This is a genomic window from Citrobacter sp. Ce129, assembly GCF_030334545.1.
GTDB classification, from domain to species: Bacteria; Pseudomonadota; Gammaproteobacteria; order Enterobacterales; family Enterobacteriaceae; genus Citrobacter; species Citrobacter europaeus.
Genome location: NZ_JAOWDS010000056.1, coordinates 1 through 18,956, shown reverse-complemented (window position 1 = coordinate 18,956; position 18,956 = coordinate 1). Strand labels below are relative to the sequence as shown.

The 18,956-nt window shown below is 54.5% G+C and carries 20 protein-coding genes and 1 riboswitch; of the genes, 9 read left to right on the top strand and 11 right to left on the bottom strand.

Going from position 1 to position 18,956, the window contains the following annotated elements; genetic code table 11:
* Positions 1-2: 2 nt before the first annotated feature.
* Positions 3-308, bottom strand: a complete 306-nt coding sequence (locus OGV77_RS06825; protein WP_043018019.1) for a PTS sugar transporter subunit IIB — start codon at positions 306-308, stop codon at positions 3-5.
* A gap of 1,092 nt (positions 309-1,400) precedes the next feature.
* Between OGV77_RS06825 and cspE the strand changes: the two genes are divergently transcribed.
* On the top strand, positions 1,401-1,613 hold the full coding sequence (gene cspE / locus OGV77_RS06820) for a transcription antiterminator/RNA stability regulator CspE (protein ID WP_043018020.1): 213 nt from the start codon (positions 1,401-1,403) through the stop codon (positions 1,611-1,613).
* A 131-nt stretch (positions 1,614-1,744) separates the two neighbouring features.
* Here cspE and thiH read toward each other — a convergent pair whose 3' ends face one another.
* The 7 genes from thiH to OGV77_RS06785 form a co-directional block, all read right to left on the bottom strand.
* Positions 1,745-2,878: a 2-iminoacetate synthase ThiH gene (gene thiH / locus OGV77_RS06815; protein ID WP_087050390.1), complete on the bottom strand. Its 1,134-nt coding sequence runs from the start codon at positions 2,876-2,878 to the stop codon at positions 1,745-1,747.
* Positions 2,875-3,645 carry a thiazole synthase gene (thiG, locus tag OGV77_RS06810; RefSeq protein ID WP_087050389.1) on the bottom strand — a complete coding sequence of 257 codons (771 nt, stop codon included), beginning with the start codon at positions 3,643-3,645 and terminating at the stop codon, positions 2,875-2,877. Before thiG ends, thiH begins: the two co-directional genes overlap by 4 nt.
* Before the next feature lies 1 nt (position 3,646).
* On the bottom strand, positions 3,647-3,847 hold the full coding sequence (gene thiS / locus OGV77_RS06805; protein ID WP_001583973.1) for a sulfur carrier protein ThiS: 201 nt from the start codon (positions 3,845-3,847) through the stop codon (positions 3,647-3,649).
* A complete protein-coding gene (locus tag OGV77_RS06800; RefSeq protein WP_075145379.1) occupies positions 3,828-4,586 on the bottom strand; it encodes a HesA/MoeB/ThiF family protein in 759 nt (252 codons plus the stop codon). The genes thiS and OGV77_RS06800 overlap by 20 nt, the downstream gene beginning before the upstream one ends.
* Positions 4,579-5,214 (bottom strand): thiamine phosphate synthase, encoded by a 636-nt coding sequence (thiE, locus tag OGV77_RS06795; RefSeq protein WP_080625875.1) that lies wholly within the window; start codon positions 5,212-5,214, stop codon positions 4,579-4,581. Before thiE ends, OGV77_RS06800 begins: the two co-directional genes overlap by 8 nt.
* Positions 5,214-7,112: a phosphomethylpyrimidine synthase ThiC gene (thiC, locus tag OGV77_RS06790; protein ID WP_087050388.1), complete on the bottom strand. Its 1,899-nt coding sequence runs from the start codon at positions 7,110-7,112 to the stop codon at positions 5,214-5,216. The genes thiE and thiC overlap by 1 nt, the downstream gene beginning before the upstream one ends.
* Before the next feature lie 83 nt (positions 7,113-7,195).
* A riboswitch (TPP riboswitch) is annotated at positions 7,196-7,318 on the bottom strand.
* A 50-nt stretch (positions 7,319-7,368) separates the two neighbouring features.
* The gene (locus OGV77_RS06785) at positions 7,369-7,857 is read right to left on the bottom strand and encodes an Rsd/AlgQ family anti-sigma factor (protein ID WP_043018026.1); all 489 of its coding nucleotides are present in this window, start codon (positions 7,855-7,857) and stop codon (positions 7,369-7,371) included.
* A gap of 96 nt (positions 7,858-7,953) precedes the next feature.
* Between OGV77_RS06785 and nudC the strand changes: the two genes are divergently transcribed.
* From nudC to OGV77_RS06755, 6 genes are all read left to right on the top strand, one after another.
* Positions 7,954-8,727 carry an NAD(+) diphosphatase gene (gene nudC / locus OGV77_RS06780; protein WP_087050387.1) on the top strand — a complete coding sequence of 258 codons (774 nt, stop codon included), beginning with the start codon at positions 7,954-7,956 and terminating at the stop codon, positions 8,725-8,727.
* 50 nt (positions 8,728-8,777) lie between these two features.
* Positions 8,778-9,842, top strand: a complete 1,065-nt coding sequence (hemE, locus tag OGV77_RS06775) for a uroporphyrinogen decarboxylase (protein ID WP_043018028.1) — start codon at positions 8,778-8,780, stop codon at positions 9,840-9,842.
* 9 nt (positions 9,843-9,851) lie between these two features.
* On the top strand, positions 9,852-10,532 hold the full coding sequence (gene nfi, locus OGV77_RS06770) for a deoxyribonuclease V (protein ID WP_043018029.1): 681 nt from the start codon (positions 9,852-9,854) through the stop codon (positions 10,530-10,532).
* A gap of 33 nt (positions 10,533-10,565) precedes the next feature.
* A complete protein-coding gene (locus OGV77_RS06765; RefSeq protein ID WP_003842015.1) occupies positions 10,566-11,156 on the top strand; it encodes a YjaG family protein in 591 nt (196 codons plus the stop codon).
* A 186-nt stretch (positions 11,157-11,342) separates the two neighbouring features.
* Complete coding sequence (gene hupA, locus OGV77_RS06760; protein WP_001044509.1) at positions 11,343-11,615, top strand: nucleoid-associated protein HU-alpha; 273 nt, start codon at positions 11,343-11,345, stop codon at positions 11,613-11,615.
* Positions 11,616-11,626: 11 nt separating this feature from the next.
* Entirely contained in the window at positions 11,627-12,319 is a 693-nt protein-coding gene (locus OGV77_RS06755) for a DUF1481 domain-containing protein (protein ID WP_043018508.1), read from the top strand.
* A gap of 23 nt (positions 12,320-12,342) precedes the next feature.
* Here the strand turns inward: OGV77_RS06755 and zraP are convergent, their stop codons facing one another.
* A complete protein-coding gene (gene zraP, locus OGV77_RS06750; RefSeq protein ID WP_047407315.1) occupies positions 12,343-12,786 on the bottom strand; it encodes a zinc resistance sensor/chaperone ZraP in 444 nt (147 codons plus the stop codon).
* A gap of 263 nt (positions 12,787-13,049) precedes the next feature.
* Between zraP and zraS the strand changes: the two genes are divergently transcribed.
* Both zraS and zraR read left to right on the top strand, forming a co-directional pair.
* A complete protein-coding gene (gene zraS / locus OGV77_RS06745) occupies positions 13,050-14,444 on the top strand; it encodes a two-component system sensor histidine kinase ZraS (RefSeq protein WP_087050386.1) in 1,395 nt (464 codons plus the stop codon).
* Positions 14,441-15,766, top strand: coding sequence for a sigma-54-dependent response regulator transcription factor ZraR (zraR, locus tag OGV77_RS06740; protein ID WP_043018032.1), 1,326 nt, complete (start codon positions 14,441-14,443; stop codon positions 15,764-15,766). The genes zraS and zraR overlap by 4 nt, the downstream gene beginning before the upstream one ends.
* On the opposite strand, the gene purD is transcribed toward zraR, so the two are convergent.
* Both purD and purH read right to left on the bottom strand, forming a co-directional pair.
* Entirely contained in the window at positions 15,763-17,052 is a 1,290-nt protein-coding gene (purD, locus tag OGV77_RS06735; protein ID WP_087050385.1) for a phosphoribosylamine--glycine ligase, read from the bottom strand. The genes zraR and purD overlap by 4 nt on opposite strands.
* A 15-nt stretch (positions 17,053-17,067) precedes the next feature.
* Positions 17,068-18,657, bottom strand: a complete 1,590-nt coding sequence (purH, locus tag OGV77_RS06730) for a bifunctional phosphoribosylaminoimidazolecarboxamide formyltransferase/IMP cyclohydrolase (RefSeq protein WP_087050384.1) — start codon at positions 18,655-18,657, stop codon at positions 17,068-17,070.
* Positions 18,658-18,956 lie beyond the last annotated feature (299 nt).

Genomic DNA, 18,956 nt, shown 5'->3' with positions numbered 1-18,956 from the left:
CATCACTCCAGTAGTTTCAGCGCTTTGTCCAGTACAGCATCGCCTTTCATCATGCCGTAATCCATCATATCGATGACGGCGACCTTTTTACCTAGCGGATCGGCGAGCGCCTGCAGCTTGGCCTGCTCATACTTAACCTGTGGACCGAGCAACACGATATCCGCAGTGGCGATATTCTCTGCAAATTCAGCCACCGGGACCGCTTTGATAGTGACGTCGACACCTTTTTTCTGGGCGGCATCTTTCATCTTTTGCACCAGCATACTGGTGGACATTCCGGCGGCACAGCATAAAACGATGTTTTTCATAAGCAGTCTCGAGCAATATGTGTGGGTTGATAATTATCGCGAGCCAGCTGTAGCAACAACTGCTTTGCAACGATTGTGTGCAAGGCATCACAAAGAAAACCACTTTTTCTGAAACCGGTTACAAAAAGAGGCAAAACCCTACGATCTGGACCGGTGCCGTCGGCTTTTTGACTCGCTTATCACATGCGGGAATATATAATTACTGTCAATAAAGACATGTTATAAAAAACAGTATTGACAGCATTTTTTAAACCCGTATGTTAATACTTAACAGCGGAGAAATTGTAGTTTGCTGTTAACGTAGTAAGTGTTAGTAGAGCTTTATTGGGGTTTGCGATAAAGGCCACGAAGTATTTTTGTATGGGATAGTCGATGCTGAAAACACTATTTTTTCACTTCGACAATGCTTTCAGGCCACGTAGTTGATTTAACTAATCGCAAAAAGTCAGTTAAACGCGACGATGTAACGCCATGATTTAATAGTAAATTTTTGCGATATCTGTTTTTCTGGTTATCGCAAGGGAAATAAGGCAACGCATCAAAGAGTATATGTCGCGAGGGGAAGTGTACTTGTTTAGGTCACCAGCCTTGAGTTCTATTATCAAGCGGGTGGAATGTGTTTAACGGTAAATAGAGGAAGGTTTTAGTTAGTATCAATATCCAATATTATCTGTGGTAAACGTGTACATTTTAAAGCAGTACCATCAGCAGTATTAAATCGTTAAGTTTATTAATGTTAAATCTGAAGTGTGTAGTAACTTAAAGCCCTGACTGCAATAGTCGGGGCTTTTGTTCATTGTAGATCAAGCGGTTATCCGGGATGCTCAGCCGCGATGGTTTAACATTTCATCACTCAGTGAGTATTAAAAAAATTAATGCTTGCTTAATGATTAGAAGTAGGTCTACTATAGCGGCATCGGTTTGGAACACAGACCTTATGCAAGCAGTTTTAGTAAAGCAGTTCTCAGTTCAAGCGTTATCCTCAGATACTCTTCTTCATGAGCCTCCTCCCTAAGTGCCCCATAAGTTAATTTCTGCAAAACAGGCCATCTTCGCTGCGTAAGCGGCTCAAAAAAATGAAAGGAAGTATCTATGTCTAACAAAATGACTGGTTTAGTAAAATGGTTTAACTCTGAGAAAGGCTTCGGCTTTATCACTCCTCAGGACGGTAGCAAGGACGTGTTTGTGCATTTCTCTGCTATCCAGAGTAACGATTATAAAACGTTAGACGAAGGTCAAAAGGTAGAGTTCTCCGTAGAGAATGGCGCCAAAGGCCCGTCTGCTGTTAACGTTGTCGCGCTGTAAACGCCGATAATTTCACGAACGCTTACGATAGCGATGAAGGCCAGAGCCTGAGCAGTTAAGTGCCAGTGAAGAAAAAACCCGCGAAAGCGGGTTTTTTTGTTTATGCGGATCCGTCCTGAATAGCGTTGGACTTAGGGCATCTGGGCAGCGCGTCCCAGATAGCTGTCCCAGTCTTTCCACACGGGCTGTAATCCCTGCGCCATGAGTGCTTCAGCAACGGCTTCCGGGCGACGAGCGTCATGTGGGGAGAACTGTTCCAGTTCAGGATGGTTATCGGCATAACCACCGGGCTGAGTTTTTGAGAAGGCGCTGACATTGTTGATCGCCAGCGGGATCACATGGTCACGAAACCATGGCGATTCTCGGGTAGAAAGCGACAGCTCAATTTCTGGTGCCAGTAAACGAAACGCGCAAATGGTCTGGACCAACTGTCGCTCATCCATGATCGATGCTGGCTCAACGCCTCCGGTGCATGGGCGCAGGCGAGGGAAGGAGATGGAGTAGCGGCTCTGCCAGTAATGCTGCTGCATCCACAACAGATGTTCAGCCACCATATAGCAATCAACACGCCAGCTGTCGGACAAACCAATTAACGCGCCAAGACCGATTTTGTCGATCCCGGCGCGGCCCAGCCTATCCGGCGTTTCCAGTCGCCAGAAGAAATCCTGCTTTTTCCCCTTCAGATGGTGGTGGGCGTAAATCGCTTCATGATAACTCTCCTGATACACCATCACGCCATCCAGCCCCAGTGTCTTCAGCTCCGCATATTCAGCTTCTGACAACGGCTGTACCTCCATCTGTAATGAGGCAAACTGGCGGCGAATAGCGGGTAAATGGTGACGAAAATAATCCATCCCCACTTTTGCCTGATGTTCACCGGTGACCAGCAGCAGATGCTCAAAACCCAGATCACGGATAGCCGCACACTCCCGTTGTATCTCATCTTCGTCCAGCGTTTTGCGTTTGATACGGTTGCTCATCGAAAAACCGCAGTAGGTGCAGTCGTTGGCGCAAAGATTAGAAAGATAGAGCGGGACGTAAAAACTAACGGTGTTGCCGAAACGCTGACGGGTGAGCTTCTGCGCCCGCTGCGCCAGCGGCTCCAGATAATCGGTAGCGGCGGGGGAAAGCAGTGCCATCAAATCATCGCGGCTAAGCTGTGAAGCGTTGAGGGCGCGCTCCACGTCAGCGGCGGTTTTACCGTTGATGCGCAGGCGGATGTCGTCCCAGTCCAACTGTCGCCAGCGGTCGCTGAACGTTTTCATGAGAAAGCCTCCAGGAATCCGGTTAATGGGCTGGTGGCGCTTGCTTGTGAACTTTTGCTTCCGGGTACCGCCTGGCGAGCCAGCAAGCCTGCTTCAACCGCCAGACGGAACGCTGTCGCCATCATCACTGGGTCATCCGCCACGGCAATCGCCGTATTGACCAGCACCGCATCGGCGCCCATTTCCAGCGCCTGCGTGGCGTGGCTGGGGACGCCGATGCCCGCATCAACCACTACCGGCACGGTCGCCTGTTGGATAATAATCTCCAGCATCGCTTTGGTTTCCAGCCCCTGATTAGAACCGATGGGCGCGCCGAGCGGCATTACCGCCGAACAGCCAACCTCTTCCAGCCGTTTGCACAGCACCGGATCTGCGCCACAGTAAGGCAGTACCACGAAGCCCTGTTTCACCAATGCTTCTGCGGCTTTCAACGTTTCGATCGGGTCCGGCAATAGCCAGCGGGCGTCCGGGTGGATTTCTAATTTCAGCCAGTGGGTGCCCAGCGCTTCGCGCGCCAGTTGGGCGGCAAAAATCGCCTCTTCAGCGGTTTTCGCCCCGGATGTATTGGGCAGCAGAGTAACGCCCGCTTCAATGAGCGGCGCCAGGATAGCGTCGTTGTGCTGACGTAAATCCACGCGCTTCATTGCCAGCGTCACCAGTTGGCTGCCGGAGGCGCGAATCGCCTCGACCATTAGCTGCGATGACGCAAATTTTCCGGTACCGGTGAACAGATGTGAATCAAACGTTTTGTCGGCAATACGTAACATATCAACCCCCTGCAATAACCTGAAAAAGCAGGATCTGGTCGCCTTCCTGCACGATTTGCTGCTCCCACTGCTCGCGCGGCAGGATCTGCTGATTGAGCGCCAGCGCCGCGCCCGGTTTAAGCTGATTAAGCGTAGCGAGCAGGCTGCTGACGGTCTGTCCTTCGGCGCACTGCATCGGCTCATCATTGAACTGAATCTGCATGTTGCCCTCCGCATACCGGGCAGCCGCTGGCACGTCGTAGCGCGAGGCTGCGCCACTGGCTGGTTTTGCCGTCAAACAAGCGTAGCTCTCCGCTGGGCGTCTCAATACCGCTGAGTAATTTAATCGCTTCCAGCGCCTGTAAGGTGCCCATCACGCCAACAACCGGTCCGACGATACCGGCGGTACGGCAGTTGCGTTCAGGCTCTACATCATCTGGCCACAGGCAGCGATAACAGCCTTGTTCCCACGGTGGCGTGAGCACCATCAGTTGGCCGCCAAAGCCGACGGCGCTGGCGGTGATGAGCGGTGTGTTGAGCGTTACGCAGGCGGCATTAATTTCCTGGCGCGTGGCCATGTTATCGGTACAGTCGAGCACCACATCGGCACGTGCTACCGCATGCCGGAGCGCATCGCCTTTCAGTCGCTGCTGGAGCGATACCAGTTCGATATCCGGGTTGAGCCGCGTCAGGCGCTGCTGGGCAACCTGAGATTTTGAACGCGCGATATCATCAGTGGTAAACAGGATCTGGCGCTGCAGATTGCTCAGATGAATATCGTCATCGTCTACCAGCGTCAGTTTGCCGATGCCTGCTCCCGCCAGATACAGCGCGGCAGGCGAACCTAACCCACCTAAACCGATAATCAGTACATGGCTATCGAGCAGCTTTTGTTGGCCTTCAATGGCGATATCGCCGAGCAGGATCTGGCGGCTGTAGCGCATAAAGTCGCGGTCATTCATCGCCCACTCCTGCGATATCCAGTAGCTGGCCCGTGGCTTCACGCCAGTCAGCCGCCTGAGTAATCGCGCTGACCACGGCAATGCTCCCGACACCGGTCGCCAGCACTGCCGGGGCACGCTCAAGGCTGATACCGCCAATGGCGACGGTCGGGTAATCCGCCAGTCGTTCAATATGACTTGCCAACTGTGTCAGTCCCTGCGGGGCGGAAGGCATCTGCTTGGTTTGCGTGGGGAAGACATGACCCAGCGCGATATAAGAAGGTTTAGCGGCGAGCGCGACGTCTATCTCCATATCATCGTGAGTGGACACCCCCAGGCGTAGTCCCGCCGTTTGAATCGCTTTCAGGTCGGTGGTTTCAAGATCTTCCTGGCCCAGATGCACACCGTAAGCGCGGTGCTTAATTGCCAGACGCCAGTAATCGTTGATGAACAGCCGGGCGTCATAGCGACGCCCCAGCTCAATGGCGGCCATGACGTCGGCTTCGACCTCTTCATCACGCTTATCTTTAATGCGCAGTTGGATCGTGCGCACGCCTGCCTGCAGCAGGCGTTCAATCCATTGCACGCTGTCCACCACTGGGTAAAGCCCGAGGCGGAACGGCACGGTTGGGAAATCAGGCTGGTACATTACGCCTCCTCTTTTTTGAGGTAGATTTCGCCGCCTTTGGCACGGAAGTTTTCCGACATATCCGCCATGCCGACTTCAATCGTTTGTGCCGCAGCGTAGTCGCGAACCTCCTGGCTGATTTTCATCGAGCAGAACTTCGGTCCGCACATGGAGCAGAAGTGGGCAACCTTGCCGGACTCCTGTGGCAGGGTTTCATCGTGGTAGGCGCGGGCGGTGAACGGGTCGAGCGCGAGGTTAAACTGGTCTTCCCAGCGGAATTCGAAGCGCGCTTTCGACATCGCGTTATCGCGGATCTGCGCGCCCGGATGGCCTTTCGCTAAGTCAGCGGCGTGGGCGGCAATCTTGTAGGTAATCAGCCCTTGCTTCACATCTTCTTTGTTCGGCAGGCCGAGGTGCTCTTTCGGTGTGACGTAGCATAGCATCGCGCAGCCAAACCAGCCGATCATCGCCGCACCGATCCCGGAAGTGAAGTGGTCATAGCCCGGCGCGATGTCAGTGGTCAATGGCCCTAAGGTGTAGAACGGTGCTTCGTGGCAGCTCTCCAACTCTTCGGTCATGTTGCGCTGGATCATATGCATGGGTACATGACCCGGGCCTTCAATCATCACCTGCACGTCGTATTCCCAGGCGATTTTGGTCAGCTCGCCCAGCGTATGCAGTTCGGAGAACTGCGCTTCGTCGTTCGCATCCTGAATTGAACCCGGGCGCAGGCCGTCACCCAGCGACAAGGAGACGTCGTAGGCGGCGCAGATTTCGCAAATCTCGCGGAAATGTTCGAACAGGAAGTTCTCTTTGTGATGAGAAAGGCACCATTTCGCCATAATTGAACCGCCGCGTGAGACAATGCCGGTCAGGCGTTTGGCGGTCATTGGCACGTAGCGCAGCAGCACGCCCGCGTGAATGGTGAAGTAGTCGACGCCCTGTTCAGCCTGCTCCAGCAGCGTGTCGCGGAAGGCTTCCCAGGTGAGATCTTCGGCGATCCCGTTGACCTTCTCCAGCGCCTGGTAGATCGGTACAGTACCGATCGGTACCGGACTGTTACGCAAAATCCACTCACGGGTTTCGTGGATATAGCGGCCGGTGGAGAGATCCATCACTGTGTCTGCGCCCCAGCGCGTTGACCACACCAGTTTTTCTACCTCTTCTTCGATAGAGGAGGTGACGGCAGAGTTGCCGATGTTCGCGTTAACCTTCACCAGGAAGTTACGACCGATGATCATCGGCTCGGATTCCGGGTGGTTGATGTTGGCAGGGATAATCGCGCGGCCCGCGGCGACTTCATCACGTACGAATTCCGGCGTAATGTTTTCCGGCAGGCGCGCGCCAAAGCTCATCCCCGGATGCTGGTGGCGCAGCACTTCACTACGAATGCGCTCGCGGCCCATGTTTTCGCGGATGGCGATAAATTCCATCTCTGGGGTGACTATCCCCTGGCGCGCGTAATGCAGTTGGGTGACTCGCTTACCGGCTTTGGCGCGCTTTGGCGTCAGCAGGCCAGTGAAACGTAGCTCGTCCAGACCATCATCGGCCAGACGTTCTTTGGTATAAGCGGAACTACGGACGTCTAATTCTTCGCTATCGTTACGCGCGACAATCCACGGCTGGCGCAGTTTTGCCAGACCCTGCTGGACGTTTATCGCCACGTCAGGATCGCCATACGGCCCGGAGGTGTCGTACACCGGCACGGCTTCGTTCTCTTCGAACTGCGGGTTGTCTTTGCTACCGCCAATCAGCGTCGGGCTGAGCTGAATTTCGCGCATCGGAATGCGGATCTCCGGCTGCGAACCAGTGATATAAATGCGTTTTGAGTTTGGAAAGGCGGTCCCTTCCAGGGTATCGATAAAATGTTGGGCTTGAGCGCGCTGTTCGCGGCGTGAAGGTTTAGTAGTGGCAGACATAGCTCATTCCAGATAAAAGTAAGGATATGGCTTGTCAGACGACGGATGAAGCAAGAGAGAAGCTCGCCCGGAGGCGATGCTATTGCAGATTGACTCTTGTTCCCTTCGCAGGTTTTAACCTGATCAGGTTCCGCGGATCCCGAATTAACGGTCTCAGCCTTTTCCACTCATGCTGTTGTGGAAAATAAGCACTCCGACAAGAAGTAACCTCAGTTAAGAGGTAATGAATGTAAGCTACGCGTTAATGCCGCAAATCTCAAGCATGACGTTTGAGAGTACTACTCTCGTGCATCGCGTCAAATACCAACATGATCAGCTTATCTTCCAGTACGAAACGGGCTTCCAGCGCCTCGCCGAGATCTGATAAAACCTGTTGGAATTCAAGGAAGTTATCATGATCAATCGCCGTTTCCAGACTGGTATCATAGTAGTTCATGATCAGCTGCGTATTGGCTTCCAGCAGCGGCCAAATTTTTGTGGCTTTTAAAAGCTGCCCGTTCCCTTCCAATTTATGGAGAATACGTTCATAAATACTGAAGTGTCCGGTGGAGAGGTAATCGACCAGGCTCTGACAAAAATCATCCAGCGCTTTTTCATTGAGTCGCATGTACGATTCTTTGCCAGGCTTAATGCCAACCAGATTGTAGTAAGCCACGAGCAGGTGCTTACGTACATGTAGCCAGCGATCAACCAGTTTATTACTTCCTCCGACGTGCTCCGTCAGGCTTTCCAGCTGGTTTAGCATGATTGACTCCGCAAGATGGTGTTAAGGAACTGCTCACCCGTAAATGTAAAAATAATGTAAACAACATGCCTGTGAAGCAAAGGTTGCGCAAGAGATATGGATCGTATAATTGAAAAATTTGATAGCGGCTGGTGGATTGTCAGTCATGAGCAAAAGTTATGGTTGCCTCATGGCGAACTGCCTTACGGCGACGCAGCCCGTTTTGATCTGACCGGGCAGCGCGCCATACCAATAGGCGAATGGGAAGGGGAAACAGTCTGGCTGGTGCAGCAGCAGCGTCGACACGATATGGGGTCGGTACGCCAGATCATTGACCAGGATGTTGGCTTGTTTCAACTGGCCGGACGCGGCGTACAGCTGGCCGAGTTTTACCGTTCGCATAAATTCTGCGGTTACTGTGGTCATCCCATGCACCCGAGTAAAACGGAATGGGCGATGCTGTGTAGCCACTGTCGCGAACGCTACTACCCGCAAATTGCCCCCTGCATTATCGTCGCCATTCGCCGTGATGACTCTATCCTGCTCGCCCAGCATGTTCGCCATCGTAACGGCGTGCATACCGTGCTGGCAGGTTTTGTCGAAGTGGGCGAGACCCTGGAACAGGCGGTGGCGCGTGAAGTCATGGAAGAGAGCGGCATTAAGGTGAAAAATCTGCGCTACGTCACTTCTCAGCCATGGCCGTTCCCGCAGTCTTTGATGACCGCATTTATGGCGGAGTATGATAGCGGCGAAATTGTTATTGACCCGAAAGAGCTGCTGGAAGCGAACTGGTATCGCTATGACGACTTACCGCTTTTACCCCCGCCAGGCACCGTCGCGCGTCGATTGATTGAAGACACTGTGGCAATGTGTCGGGCTGAGTACGAGTAAAGAACGAGTGGTGATACACTGATGGACTGACGCAATAAGGAACTGCAAAAATGACCGAACTGAAGAACGATCGTTATCTGCGTGCGCTGCTGCGCCAGCCCGTTGATGTCACTCCGGTATGGATGATGCGCCAGGCAGGCCGCTATCTGCCGGAATATAAAGCCACGCGCGCCGAGGCGGGCGATTTTATGGCGCTGTGCAAAAATGCCGAGCTGGCCTGCGAAGTCACGCTGCAGCCGCTACGTCGCTATAAACTTGATGCCGCGATCCTCTTCTCGGATATCCTGACGATTCCTGATGCGATGGGACTTGGGCTGTACTTTGAAGCCGGAGAAGGCCCACGCTTCACCTCGCCGATCGCCAGCAAGGCTGATGTCGACAAACTGCCGATCCCGGACCCGGAAGATGGCTTGGGTTACGTAATGAATGCGGTGCGCACTATTCGCCGTGAACTGAAAGGCGAAGTACCGCTGATCGGCTTCTCCGGTAGTCCGTGGACGCTGGCGACCTATATGGTCGAAGGCGGCAGCAGCAAGGCCTTCACCGTGATTAAAAAGATGATGTACGCCGATCCAAAAGCGCTGCATCTGCTGCTTGATAAGCTGGCGAAGAGCGTCACCCTGTACCTGAACGCGCAGATCAAAGCGGGCGCGCAGTCGGTGATGATTTTCGATACCTGGGGCGGCGTGCTGACCGGTCGCGACTATCAGCAGTTCTCCCTGTACTACATGCACAAAATCGTCGATGGCCTGCTGCGTGAGAACGAAGGTCGTCGCGTACCGGTGACGCTGTTCACCAAAGGTGGCGGTCAGTGGCTGGAAGCGATGGCGGAAACCGGCTGTGATGCGTTAGGTCTCGACTGGACTACCGATATTGCCGATGCGCGTCGTCGTGTTGGTCATAAAGTGGCGCTACAGGGCAATATGGATCCGTCCATGCTGTATGCGCCGCCAGCCCGCATCGAAGAAGAGGTTGCGACGATTCTGGCCGGATTCGGTCACGGTGAAGGTCATGTCTTCAACCTCGGCCACGGCATCCATCAGGACGTACCGCCGGAACATGCTGGGGTGTTTGTGGAGGCGGTGCATCGCCTGTCCGAACAATACCACCGCTAAGGAGTTATTATGGATCTCGCGTCGCTGCGCGCGCAGCAGCTTGAACTGGCCTCTTCGGTGATCCGCGAGGATCGCCTGAAGAACGATCCGCCGGATCTGATCGGCGGGGCGGACGTTGGGTTTGAGCAGGGCGGCGAAGTGACGCGAGCCGCGATGGTCTTACTGAAATACCCCTCGCTGGAACTGGTTGAATACAAGGTGGCGCGAATCGCCACCACCATGCCCTACATTCCTGGCTTTCTCTCCTTTCGCGAAACCCCCGCGCTGATGGCCGCCTGGCAGTTGCTCTCGTACAAGCCTGATCTGCTATTTGTTGACGGTCATGGTATCTCTCATCCGCGCCGTCTGGGTGTGTCCAGCCATTTTGGCCTGCTGGTGGATGTCCCGACGATTGGCGTGGCGAAAAAGCGGCTGTGCGGCAAGTTTGAGCCGCTTGCCGCCGAACCCGGAGCATTAGCCCCGTTGCTGGATAAAGGCGAACAGCTGGCATGGGTCTGGCGCAGCAAAGCACGCTGTAATCCGCTGTTTATCTCTACGGGGCACCGCGTGAGTATGGACAGCGCGCTGGCGTGGGTGCAACGCTGTATGAACGGCTATCGTCTGCCGGAACCAACACGCTGGGCAGATGCGGTGGCATCCGAACGCCCGGCTTTTACGCGGCTTGCAGCAAAAACGCCCCATATCGGGTAAACTGCCGCTAATTTCCGTATTTGAGAACTCATCATGTTACAAAATCCGATTCACCTGCGTCTGGAGAAGCTGGAAAGCTGGCAGCACGTCACATTTATGGCCTGCCTGTGCGAACGCATGTACCCAAACTACGCCATGTTCTGCAAGCAAACTGAATTTGGCGATGGACAGATTTACCGCAGAATTCTGGATCTGATTTGGGAAGCGCTGACGGTTAAAGACGCGAAAATCAATTTCGATAGCCAACTGGAAAAGTTTGAAGAGGCCATTCCTTCTGCAGATGATTACGATCTGTACGGCGTTTATCCGGCGATTGATGCCTGTGTGGCATTAAGCGAACTGATGCATTCGCGTCTTAGCGGTGAAACGCTGGAGCATGCCATTGAAGTTAGTAAGGCTTCGATTACGACGGTTGCGATGCTGGAAATGACCCAGGCTGGTCGCGAAATGACCGATGAAGAGCTCAAAGAGAACCCGGCTGTTGAACAAGAATGGGATATTCAGTGGGAAATTTTCCGACTTTTAGCCGACTGTGAAGAACGCGATATTGAGCTGATAAAAGGGCTTCGTGCAGACCTGCGCGAGGCTGGTGAGAGCAATATTGGTATAAATTTTCAGCAATGACACCACAAAACGTGATTTAACGCCTGATTTGTCGTGCCTGAAGGCTTCCCATCCGCCCCCGGTCTGGTCTACATTTGGGGGGCGAAAAAAAGTGGCTATCGGTGCGTGTATGCAGGAGAGTGCTTTTCTGGCATTTCCGTCGCACTCGATGCTTAGCAAGCGATAAACACATTGTAAGGATAACTTATGAACAAGACTCAACTGATTGATGTAATTGCAGACAAAGCAGAACTGTCTAAAACACAGGCTAAAGCTGCTCTGGAATCCACTCTGGCTGCTATTACTGAGTCTCTGAAAGAAGGCGATGCTGTACAACTGGTTGGTTTCGGTACCTTCAAAGTGAACCACCGTGCTGAGCGCACTGGCCGCAACCCGCAGACCGGTAAAGAAATCAAAATTGCCGCAGCTAACGTACCGGCATTTGTTTCTGGTAAAGCACTGAAAGACGCGGTTAAGTAATTCGCGTGGCAGTGAACAGTTTTATCGAAGGGGCGGTTTCGCCCCTTTTGTCCATCTGGCGTCATTCGCTGTGGCTTTCAGGTGTTCTGTTGCTGTCTGCCTGCAGTCGCCATTCTGAGCTTCCTCCGTTCACAGCCAGCGGCTATGTTGGCGATCAGGGGGCAGTACGCATTTGGCGTAAAGATTCCAGCGACGATGTTCACTTGCTCTCGGTAATTAGTCCGTGGCGTAAAGGCGATACCACCACCAGTGAATACCGCTGGCAGGGTGACTCGCTCTCTCTGATAGAACTCAACGTGTACAGTAAACCGCCGGAACATGTTCGTATACGCTTTGATGACCGGGGTGAACTGAGTTTCATGCAGCGTGAGGTCGACGGTCTTAAGCAGCAGCTTTCCAGCGATCAAATCGCGCTTTACCGCTACCGTGCCGATCAAATCCGCCAGACCAGCGATGCGTTGCGTCAGGGACGGGTGATATTGCGTCAGGGACGCTGGCATGCGAATAACACGGTCACAACCTGTGAAGGTGAGACGCTGAAGCCCGATCTTGAATCGTGGGCGATAAACCATATTGAGCGCCGCCAGAGCCATTCATCCGTAGAGGTGAGCGTGGCATGGCTGGAAGCGCCCGAAGGATCGCAGCTCCTGCTGGTCGCCAACGAAGACTTCTGTCACTGGCAACCGAAAGAGAAAACCTTCTGATAATTTGCCATCAGGCAATACTGTTACCAGTGGCCCATTCCCATATGGCCGCCGCCGCGATGGTTACCGCCACCGCCGCATCCGCCGTAACCCATTCCCGCTCCGCGAGGTACGCCTGCCTGCGCCATTGCGACATCGCGTTTAACGCGTTGCTCGTCAAGGGACTGATTCAACGCCTCCATCTCTTTTGCCACGGCATTAATTTTTGCCGTGTCCGGCGAGCTGGCTGTTAGCAACGCGTTGTACTCATAACGTTTGGAGGTCAGCTGTTGGCGCAATGCGCTAGTTTGTGAGTAGTAATCATCATAAATTTTCTGCGCGGTAGCCTGCTGCTCAGCGGTCATTGGCGTACCGCCCCGTTGCTGCATTCCGTCACCATATCCCCAGTGATTCTGCGCCAGCGCCGGGGTCGAGCCCAGTGCGATAAGAGAGAGTGCAATCAGCGCCAGTTTGTTGTTCCGTTTCATGGTTCGTTCTCCTGTTGGTTAGCTTACATACCTGTTTGCATCTTCCGTGCCAAAGCGGTAATCCCAGCCCTGCGGGCGCTGTACTCGTCGTCTCTGTAGAGAAGCGAGTAAAAATGACTCGCCAGAACGCGCTAATGGGTCATTTTTACCCGCTACTTGCAGCTGTTTGTGTCTGAGGGCAGGGTTCTTAAGGAGAAAAAATGGCATGATTTCTGCTGTATACCGGCAACGATGAAAGGAACAGGTGGGTAAAGGGAGAGCGTATGCGTCTTTATAAGGACACGGCGGCCAGGTGGGCGAGCCGACTCTTGCTGGCGTCGATCCTGATTTTGGTCGGCTGGTTTTCGATTATGACCATTCGGGACTATGGGCGGGAAAGCGGCGCCGCACGGCAAACGTTACTGGAAAAAGGCAGCGTGCTGATCCGCGCTCTGGAGTCTGGTACGCGCGTAGGCATGGGAATGCGTATGCATCATGCTCAACAGCAGACGCTCCTGGAGGAAATGGCCGTACAACCCGGTGTGCTTTGGTTTGCCGTTGTTGATGAGCATGGTGTCATTATGACTCACAGCAATTCCTCAATGGTCGGCAAAACGCTCTATTCACCGGATGTTCTGCAACAGCTTAGTCCCGGGGAACAAGAAAGCTGGCGAAATATTGACATTCCAGCGAGGGACGGCGAAAAAACGCCGGCCCTGGAAATTTATCGCCAGTTTCAGCCGATGTATGGTCCTGGACGCCATGGCATGGCGCGCTGCGCCAGCAATGACGGAAAGCTTATCACGCCTGCGCAAACCATATTTATCGCCTTTGATGCCAGCGATCTGGCCGCGACTCAGGCAAGAGAGTGGCGTAACACTCTGATAGTCCTCTTTGCGCTGGCGGCTGTGCTGCTGGCCACCGTGCTGACGTTCTTCTGGTATCAGCGCTATCAGCGCTCGTACAAAGAGCTGCAGGACGCGATGAAGCGTAAAGAAAAACTGATGGCGCTTGGGCATCTGGCGGCTGGGGTCGCGCATGAGATTCGTAACCCGCTTTCATCCATCAAAGGCTTAGCAAAGTATTTTGCCGAACGAACCCCGGCAGGAGGCGAGTCGCACGAACTGGCTCAGGTGATGGCGAAAGAGGCGGATCGTTTAAATCGGGTAGTGAGCGAGCTGCTGGAGCTGGTGAAACCTGCGCATCTGACGTTGCAACAGGTGGATCTTAATGAGGTCATCACCCACTCATTACACCTGGTGAGTCAGGATGCGGCAAGCCGGGAAATCCAGCTACAGTTTTCGGCCAGTTCCACGTTACCCGCGATTCAGGCCGATCCTGACCGACTGACTCAGGTTTTGTTGAACCTGTATCTGAACGCCATTCATGCGATTAGGCATCAGGGCACGATTACGGTTGAAGCGAGTGAAAGCAGCGCCGATCGCGTTAAAATCGTGGTGACCGATAGCGGGAAAGGGATTGCAGCGGAACAACTGGAGGCCATTTTTACGCCTTACTTCACGACTAAAGCTGACGGAACCGGTCTCGGGCTGGCGGTTGTGCAGAACATAGTCGAACAACACGGTGGTACCATTCAGGTGGCAAGCGTTGAGGGCAAAGGCGCGACCTTTACCCTTTGGCTGCCGACCAAAGCGAAACAACAGGATCAACAAGGATGACGCGCGGAAAAATCAATATTCTGGTGGTCGATGACGATATCAGCCACTGCACCATTTTACAGGCGTTGCTGCGCGGCTGGGGTTATGAGGTCGCGCTGGCCTATAGCGGGCGAGCGGCGATGGAACAGGTGCGCGAACGCGTATTTGATTTAGTGCTGTGTGATGTGCGCATGGCGGAGATGGACGGCATCGCAACGCTGAAAGAGATTAAAACGCTGAATCCAGCGATTCCAGTGTTAATCATGACGGCGTTCTCCAGCGTGGAGACTGCCGTTGAGGCGCTGAAAACCGGGGCGCTGGACTACTTAATCAAGCCGCTGGATTTTGACCGTCTGCAGGAGACGCTGGAAAAGGCGCTGGCGCATACCCGGGAAACGGGCGCTGAACTGCCATCGGCGTCGGCGGTACAGTTTGGCATGATTGGCCGCAGTCCGGCGATGCAGCAGTTGCTCAACGAAATTGCGATGGTTGCTCCTTCGGATGCAACGGTGCTTATTCACGGAGACTCCGGCACGGGGAAAGAGCTGGTGGCCCGGGCGCTACATGCCAGCAGCGCCCGCTGCGATAAGCCGCTGGTGACGCTCAACTGCGCGGCGCTTAATGAATCGCTGCTGGAGTCCGAACTTTTTGGCCACGAAAAAGGCGCGTTTACCGGGGCGGATAAACGCCGGGAAGGGCGTTTTGTCGAAGCCGATGGCGGCACGTTATTTCTTGATGAAATTGGCGATATCTCACCGCTGATGCAGGTGCGTCTGCTGCGGGCTATCCAGGAGCGCGAAGTGCAGCGGGTTGGCAGCAACCAGACTATTGCGGTTGATGTCCGGCTGATCGCCGCCACGCATCGTAATCTGGCCGAGGAGGTCAGCGCCGGGCGCTTTCGCCAGGATCTCTACTATCGCCTGAACGTCGTCACCATTGAAATGCCAGCACTGTGTCAGCGTCGGGAAGATATTCCGCTGCTGGCCGAACATTTTCTCCAGCGTTTTGCCGCGCGTAACCGAAAAGCGGTGAAAGGCTTTACTCCGCAGGCGATGGATCTGCTGATCCACTATGACTGGCCGGGCAATATTCGTGAGCTGGAAAATGCGATTGAGCGTTCAGTGGTGCTGTTAACGGGGGAATATATTTCCGAACGCGAGTTGCCGTTGGCGATTGCCGCAACGCCAATAAAAACGGAATTCAGTGGCGAGATCCAACCGCTGGTGGATGTTGAAAAAGAGGTGATTCTGGCGGCGCTGGAAAAAACGGGCGGCAACAAAACCGAAGCCGCCCGTCAGTTAGGTATTACGCGCAAAACGCTGCTGGCTAAGCTCAGCCGTTAGTTTTGCTCACGCTCGATGGCGCGCCAGCCGATGTCGTTACGGCTGAAGCTGCCGTTCCAGCGGATGTTGGTCATCAGGGCGTAAGCGCGTTTCTGCGCTTCAGCCACAGTATGACCCAGGGCGGTGGCGCACAGCACACGCCCGCCGCTGGTCAGCACTCGGTCGTCGTCAGCGAGTTTGGTGCCAGCGTGGAAGACCTTACCCTCCGTTGAAGATTCCAGCGGCAGGCCGTGGATCTCATCGCCGGTATTGTAGTTGCCCGGATAACCTCCGGCGGCAATGACCACACCCAGCGAGGCGCGTTCATCCCACTCAGAGGTTTTCTCATCCAGCTTGCCGTCGCAGGCGGCCAGGCAAAGATCCACCAGGTCCGACTTCATGCGCAGCATGATCGGCTGGGTTTCCGGATCGCCGAAGCGGCAGTTGAACTCGATAACCTTCGGGTTGCCTTGCTTGTCGATCATCAGACCCGCGTACAGGAAACCGGTATAGGTGTTACCTTCCGCCGCCATGCCTTTCACGGTTGGCCAAATGATGCGTTCCATGGTGCGCTGGTGGACTTCATCGGTCACCACCGGGGCCGGTGAGTATGCGCCCATGCCGCCAGTGTTCGGGCCGGTATCGCCGTTACCTACGCGCTTGTGGTCCTGGCTGGTGGCCATCGGCAGCACGTGCTCGCCGTCGACCATCACGATAAAACTCGCCTCTTCGCCGTCGAGGAACTCTTCGATAACGATACGATGTCCTGCATCGCCAAAAGCGTTACCCGCCAGCATGTCGTGAACGGCGGCTTCGGCCTCGATCAGCGTCATCGCCACGATAACGCCTTTACCGGCAGCCAGACCGTCAGCTTTGATGACGATCGGCGCGCCTTTCTCACGCAGATAGGCCAGCGCAGGCTCAATCTCGGTGAAATTCTGATATTCCGCGGTCGGGATGTTATGACGCGCGAGGAAGTCTTTGGTGAAGGCTTTGGAGCCTTCCAGTTGTGCAGCACCTTCGGTTGGGCCGAAAATTTTCAGGCCTGCGGCGCGGAAGGCATCGACCACGCCAATCACCAGCGGCGCTTCCGGACCAACGATGGTCAGATCGATCTTCTCGTTCTGGGCAAAGCTCAGCAGTGCCGGAATATCGGTTACCGCGATTGCCACGTTTTGCAGCGCGGGTTCCAGTGCGGTGCCTGCGTTACCCGGTGCAACAAAAACGGTATCGACCAGCGGCGACTGCGCCGCTTTCCAGGCCAGCGCGTGCTCGCGCCCGCCGTTGCCAATCACTAATACTTTCATCGTCTGCTCCGTGGATTAATGGCGGAAGTGGCGCATGTCGGTAAAGATCATCGCGATACCGTGTTCATCGGCAGCGGCAATGACTTCATCATCACGGATAGAACCACCAGGCTGGATAACGCAGCTCACGCCAACGGCGGCGGCGGCATCAATACCATCGCGGAACGGGAAGAACGCGTCGGAAGCCATCGCAGAGCCTTTCACTTCCAGACCTTCGTCTGCCGCTTTAATGCCCGCGATTTTCGCCGAGTACACGCGGCTCATCTGGCCTGCGCCTATGCCGATAGTCATGTTCTCTTTGGCGTAAACAATGGCGTTGGATTTCACGAACTTGGCGACCTTCCAGCAGAACAGCGCATCGCGCAGCTCTTGTTCGGTCGGCTGACGTTTGGACACTACGCGCAGTTCGCCTTCGCTCACCATACCCAGATCCCTGTCCTGAACCAGCAGACCGCCGTTAACGCGTTTGAAGTCCAGACCCGGCACACGTTGTGCCCACTGGCCGCAGGTCAGAACGCGAACGTTCTGTTTAGCGGCGGTGATCTTCAGTGCTTCTTCGGTAGCCGATGGGGCGATGATCACTTCCACGAACTGGCGGGAGATGATGGCCTGCGCGGTTTCGGCATCCAGCTCGCGGTTGAAAGCGATGATGCCGCCAAACGCGGAGGTCGGGTCGGTTTTATAGGCGCGGTCGTAAGCATCGAGAATAGAAGTGCTTACCGCCACGCCGCACGGGTTAGCGTGTTTAACGATCACGCAGGCTGGCTCGTTGAACTCTTTCACGCACTCCAGCGCTGCGTCGGTATCAGCGATATTGTTGTAGGAAAGCGCTTTGCCCTGTACCTGCTGTGCGGTGGCAACGGACGCTTCTTTAACATTCTCTTCTATATAGAAGGCAGCCTGCTGATGGCTGTTCTCACCGTAGCGCATATCCTGCTTCTTAATGAAGTTCAGGTTCAGCGTACGCGGGAAACGGCCAGCGGCCTCTTTGCTCTCACCGTGATAAGCCGGAACCATGCTGCCGAAGTAGTTGGCAATCATGCTGTCGTAGGCGGCGGTGTGTTCGAAGGCTTTAATCGCGAGATCGAAACGGGTGTCGAGGGTCAGAGAGCCTTCGTGAGCATCCATCTCTTTAATAATCGCGTCGTAGTCGCTGCTCTTCACAACGATAGCCACGTCTTTATGGTTCTTGGCGGCGGAACGTACCATAGTCGGGCCGCCGATATCGATGTTCTCTACCGCATCTTCCAGCGAGCAGCCAACGCGTGCGACGGTCTCGGCGAACGGATACAGGTTAACGACCACCATGTCGATAGGTGCGATACCGTGTTGTTCCATAATTCCGTCGTCCTGACCGCGACGACCAAGAATGCCGCCGTGGACTTTCGGATGCAGGGTCTTCACGCGTCCATCCATCATTTCCGGGAAGCCGGTGTAATCGGAAACTTCGGTCACTGGCAGACCTTTCTCCGCTAACAGGCGCGCAGTGCCACCCGTTGACAGCAGCTCCACACCGCGTGCGGAAAGTGCCTGAGCGAATTCGATGATACCGGCCTTGTCAGAAACACTGAGCAGAGCGCGGCGGACTGGACGACGTTGTTGCATGGTAAATCCCCTGGATTTGACTATTACAGAGAGCGTTAGGTGAATTCTTGGCTAAAAACTCAGCTAACGCCCCTTACGGGGCATCCTTGTTGTGCGGGGGCATTGTAACGAAAACGTTTGCGCAACGCTCGCGAATTTTTAATTTTCGATTTTGACCCCTTCTTATTTCTGTTGAAAGAGGCTGTTATAAAGAGAGGATCGCAGAAACGATCGTGTGGTTTGTGGATAACTCTGTGTGTAAATGGGTATAAGGCGGGGTTTTGCTGTGGAATGCAGCACTCAGTCATTTTTCTGTCATT

What these genes read in the sequence shown, in the direction of transcription:
- purH (WP_087050384.1), bottom strand. Translation starts at nt 18,657, where the DNA reads ATGCAACAACGTCGTCCAGTCCGCCGCGCTCTGCTCAGTGTTTCTGAC.
- OGV77_RS06825 (WP_043018019.1), bottom strand. Translation starts at nt 308, where the DNA reads ATGAAAAACATCGTTTTATGCTGTGCCGCCGGAATGTCCACCAGTATG.
- hemE (WP_043018028.1), top strand. Translation starts at nt 8,778, where the DNA reads ATGACCGAACTGAAGAACGATCGTTATCTGCGTGCGCTGCTGCGCCAG.
- OGV77_RS06785 (WP_043018026.1), bottom strand. Translation starts at nt 7,857, where the DNA reads ATGCTAAACCAGCTGGAAAGCCTGACGGAGCACGTCGGAGGAAGTAAT.
- OGV77_RS06800 (WP_075145379.1), bottom strand. Translation starts at nt 4,586, where the DNA reads ATGAATGACCGCGACTTTATGCGCTACAGCCGCCAGATCCTGCTCGGC.
- thiG (WP_087050389.1), bottom strand. Translation starts at nt 3,645, where the DNA reads ATGTTACGTATTGCCGACAAAACGTTTGATTCACATCTGTTCACCGGT.
- thiC (WP_087050388.1), bottom strand. Translation starts at nt 7,112, where the DNA reads ATGTCTGCCACTACTAAACCTTCACGCCGCGAACAGCGCGCTCAAGCC.
- thiS (WP_001583973.1), bottom strand. Translation starts at nt 3,847, where the DNA reads ATGCAGATTCAGTTCAATGATGAGCCGATGCAGTGCGCCGAAGGACAG.
- hupA (WP_001044509.1), top strand. Translation starts at nt 11,343, where the DNA reads ATGAACAAGACTCAACTGATTGATGTAATTGCAGACAAAGCAGAACTG.
- OGV77_RS06765 (WP_003842015.1), top strand. Translation starts at nt 10,566, where the DNA reads ATGTTACAAAATCCGATTCACCTGCGTCTGGAGAAGCTGGAAAGCTGG.
- purD (WP_087050385.1), bottom strand. Translation starts at nt 17,052, where the DNA reads ATGAAAGTATTAGTGATTGGCAACGGCGGGCGCGAGCACGCGCTGGCC.
- zraR (WP_043018032.1), top strand. Translation starts at nt 14,441, where the DNA reads ATGACGCGCGGAAAAATCAATATTCTGGTGGTCGATGACGATATCAGC.
- nfi (WP_043018029.1), top strand. Translation starts at nt 9,852, where the DNA reads ATGGATCTCGCGTCGCTGCGCGCGCAGCAGCTTGAACTGGCCTCTTCG.
- thiH (WP_087050390.1), bottom strand. Translation starts at nt 2,878, where the DNA reads ATGAAAACGTTCAGCGACCGCTGGCGACAGTTGGACTGGGACGACATC.
- thiE (WP_080625875.1), bottom strand. Translation starts at nt 5,214, where the DNA reads ATGTACCAGCCTGATTTCCCAACCGTGCCGTTCCGCCTCGGGCTTTAC.
- cspE (WP_043018020.1), top strand. Translation starts at nt 1,401, where the DNA reads ATGTCTAACAAAATGACTGGTTTAGTAAAATGGTTTAACTCTGAGAAA.
- zraP (WP_047407315.1), bottom strand. Translation starts at nt 12,786, where the DNA reads ATGAAACGGAACAACAAACTGGCGCTGATTGCACTCTCTCTTATCGCA.
- zraS (WP_087050386.1), top strand. Translation starts at nt 13,050, where the DNA reads ATGCGTCTTTATAAGGACACGGCGGCCAGGTGGGCGAGCCGACTCTTG.
- nudC (WP_087050387.1), top strand. Translation starts at nt 7,954, where the DNA reads ATGGATCGTATAATTGAAAAATTTGATAGCGGCTGGTGGATTGTCAGT.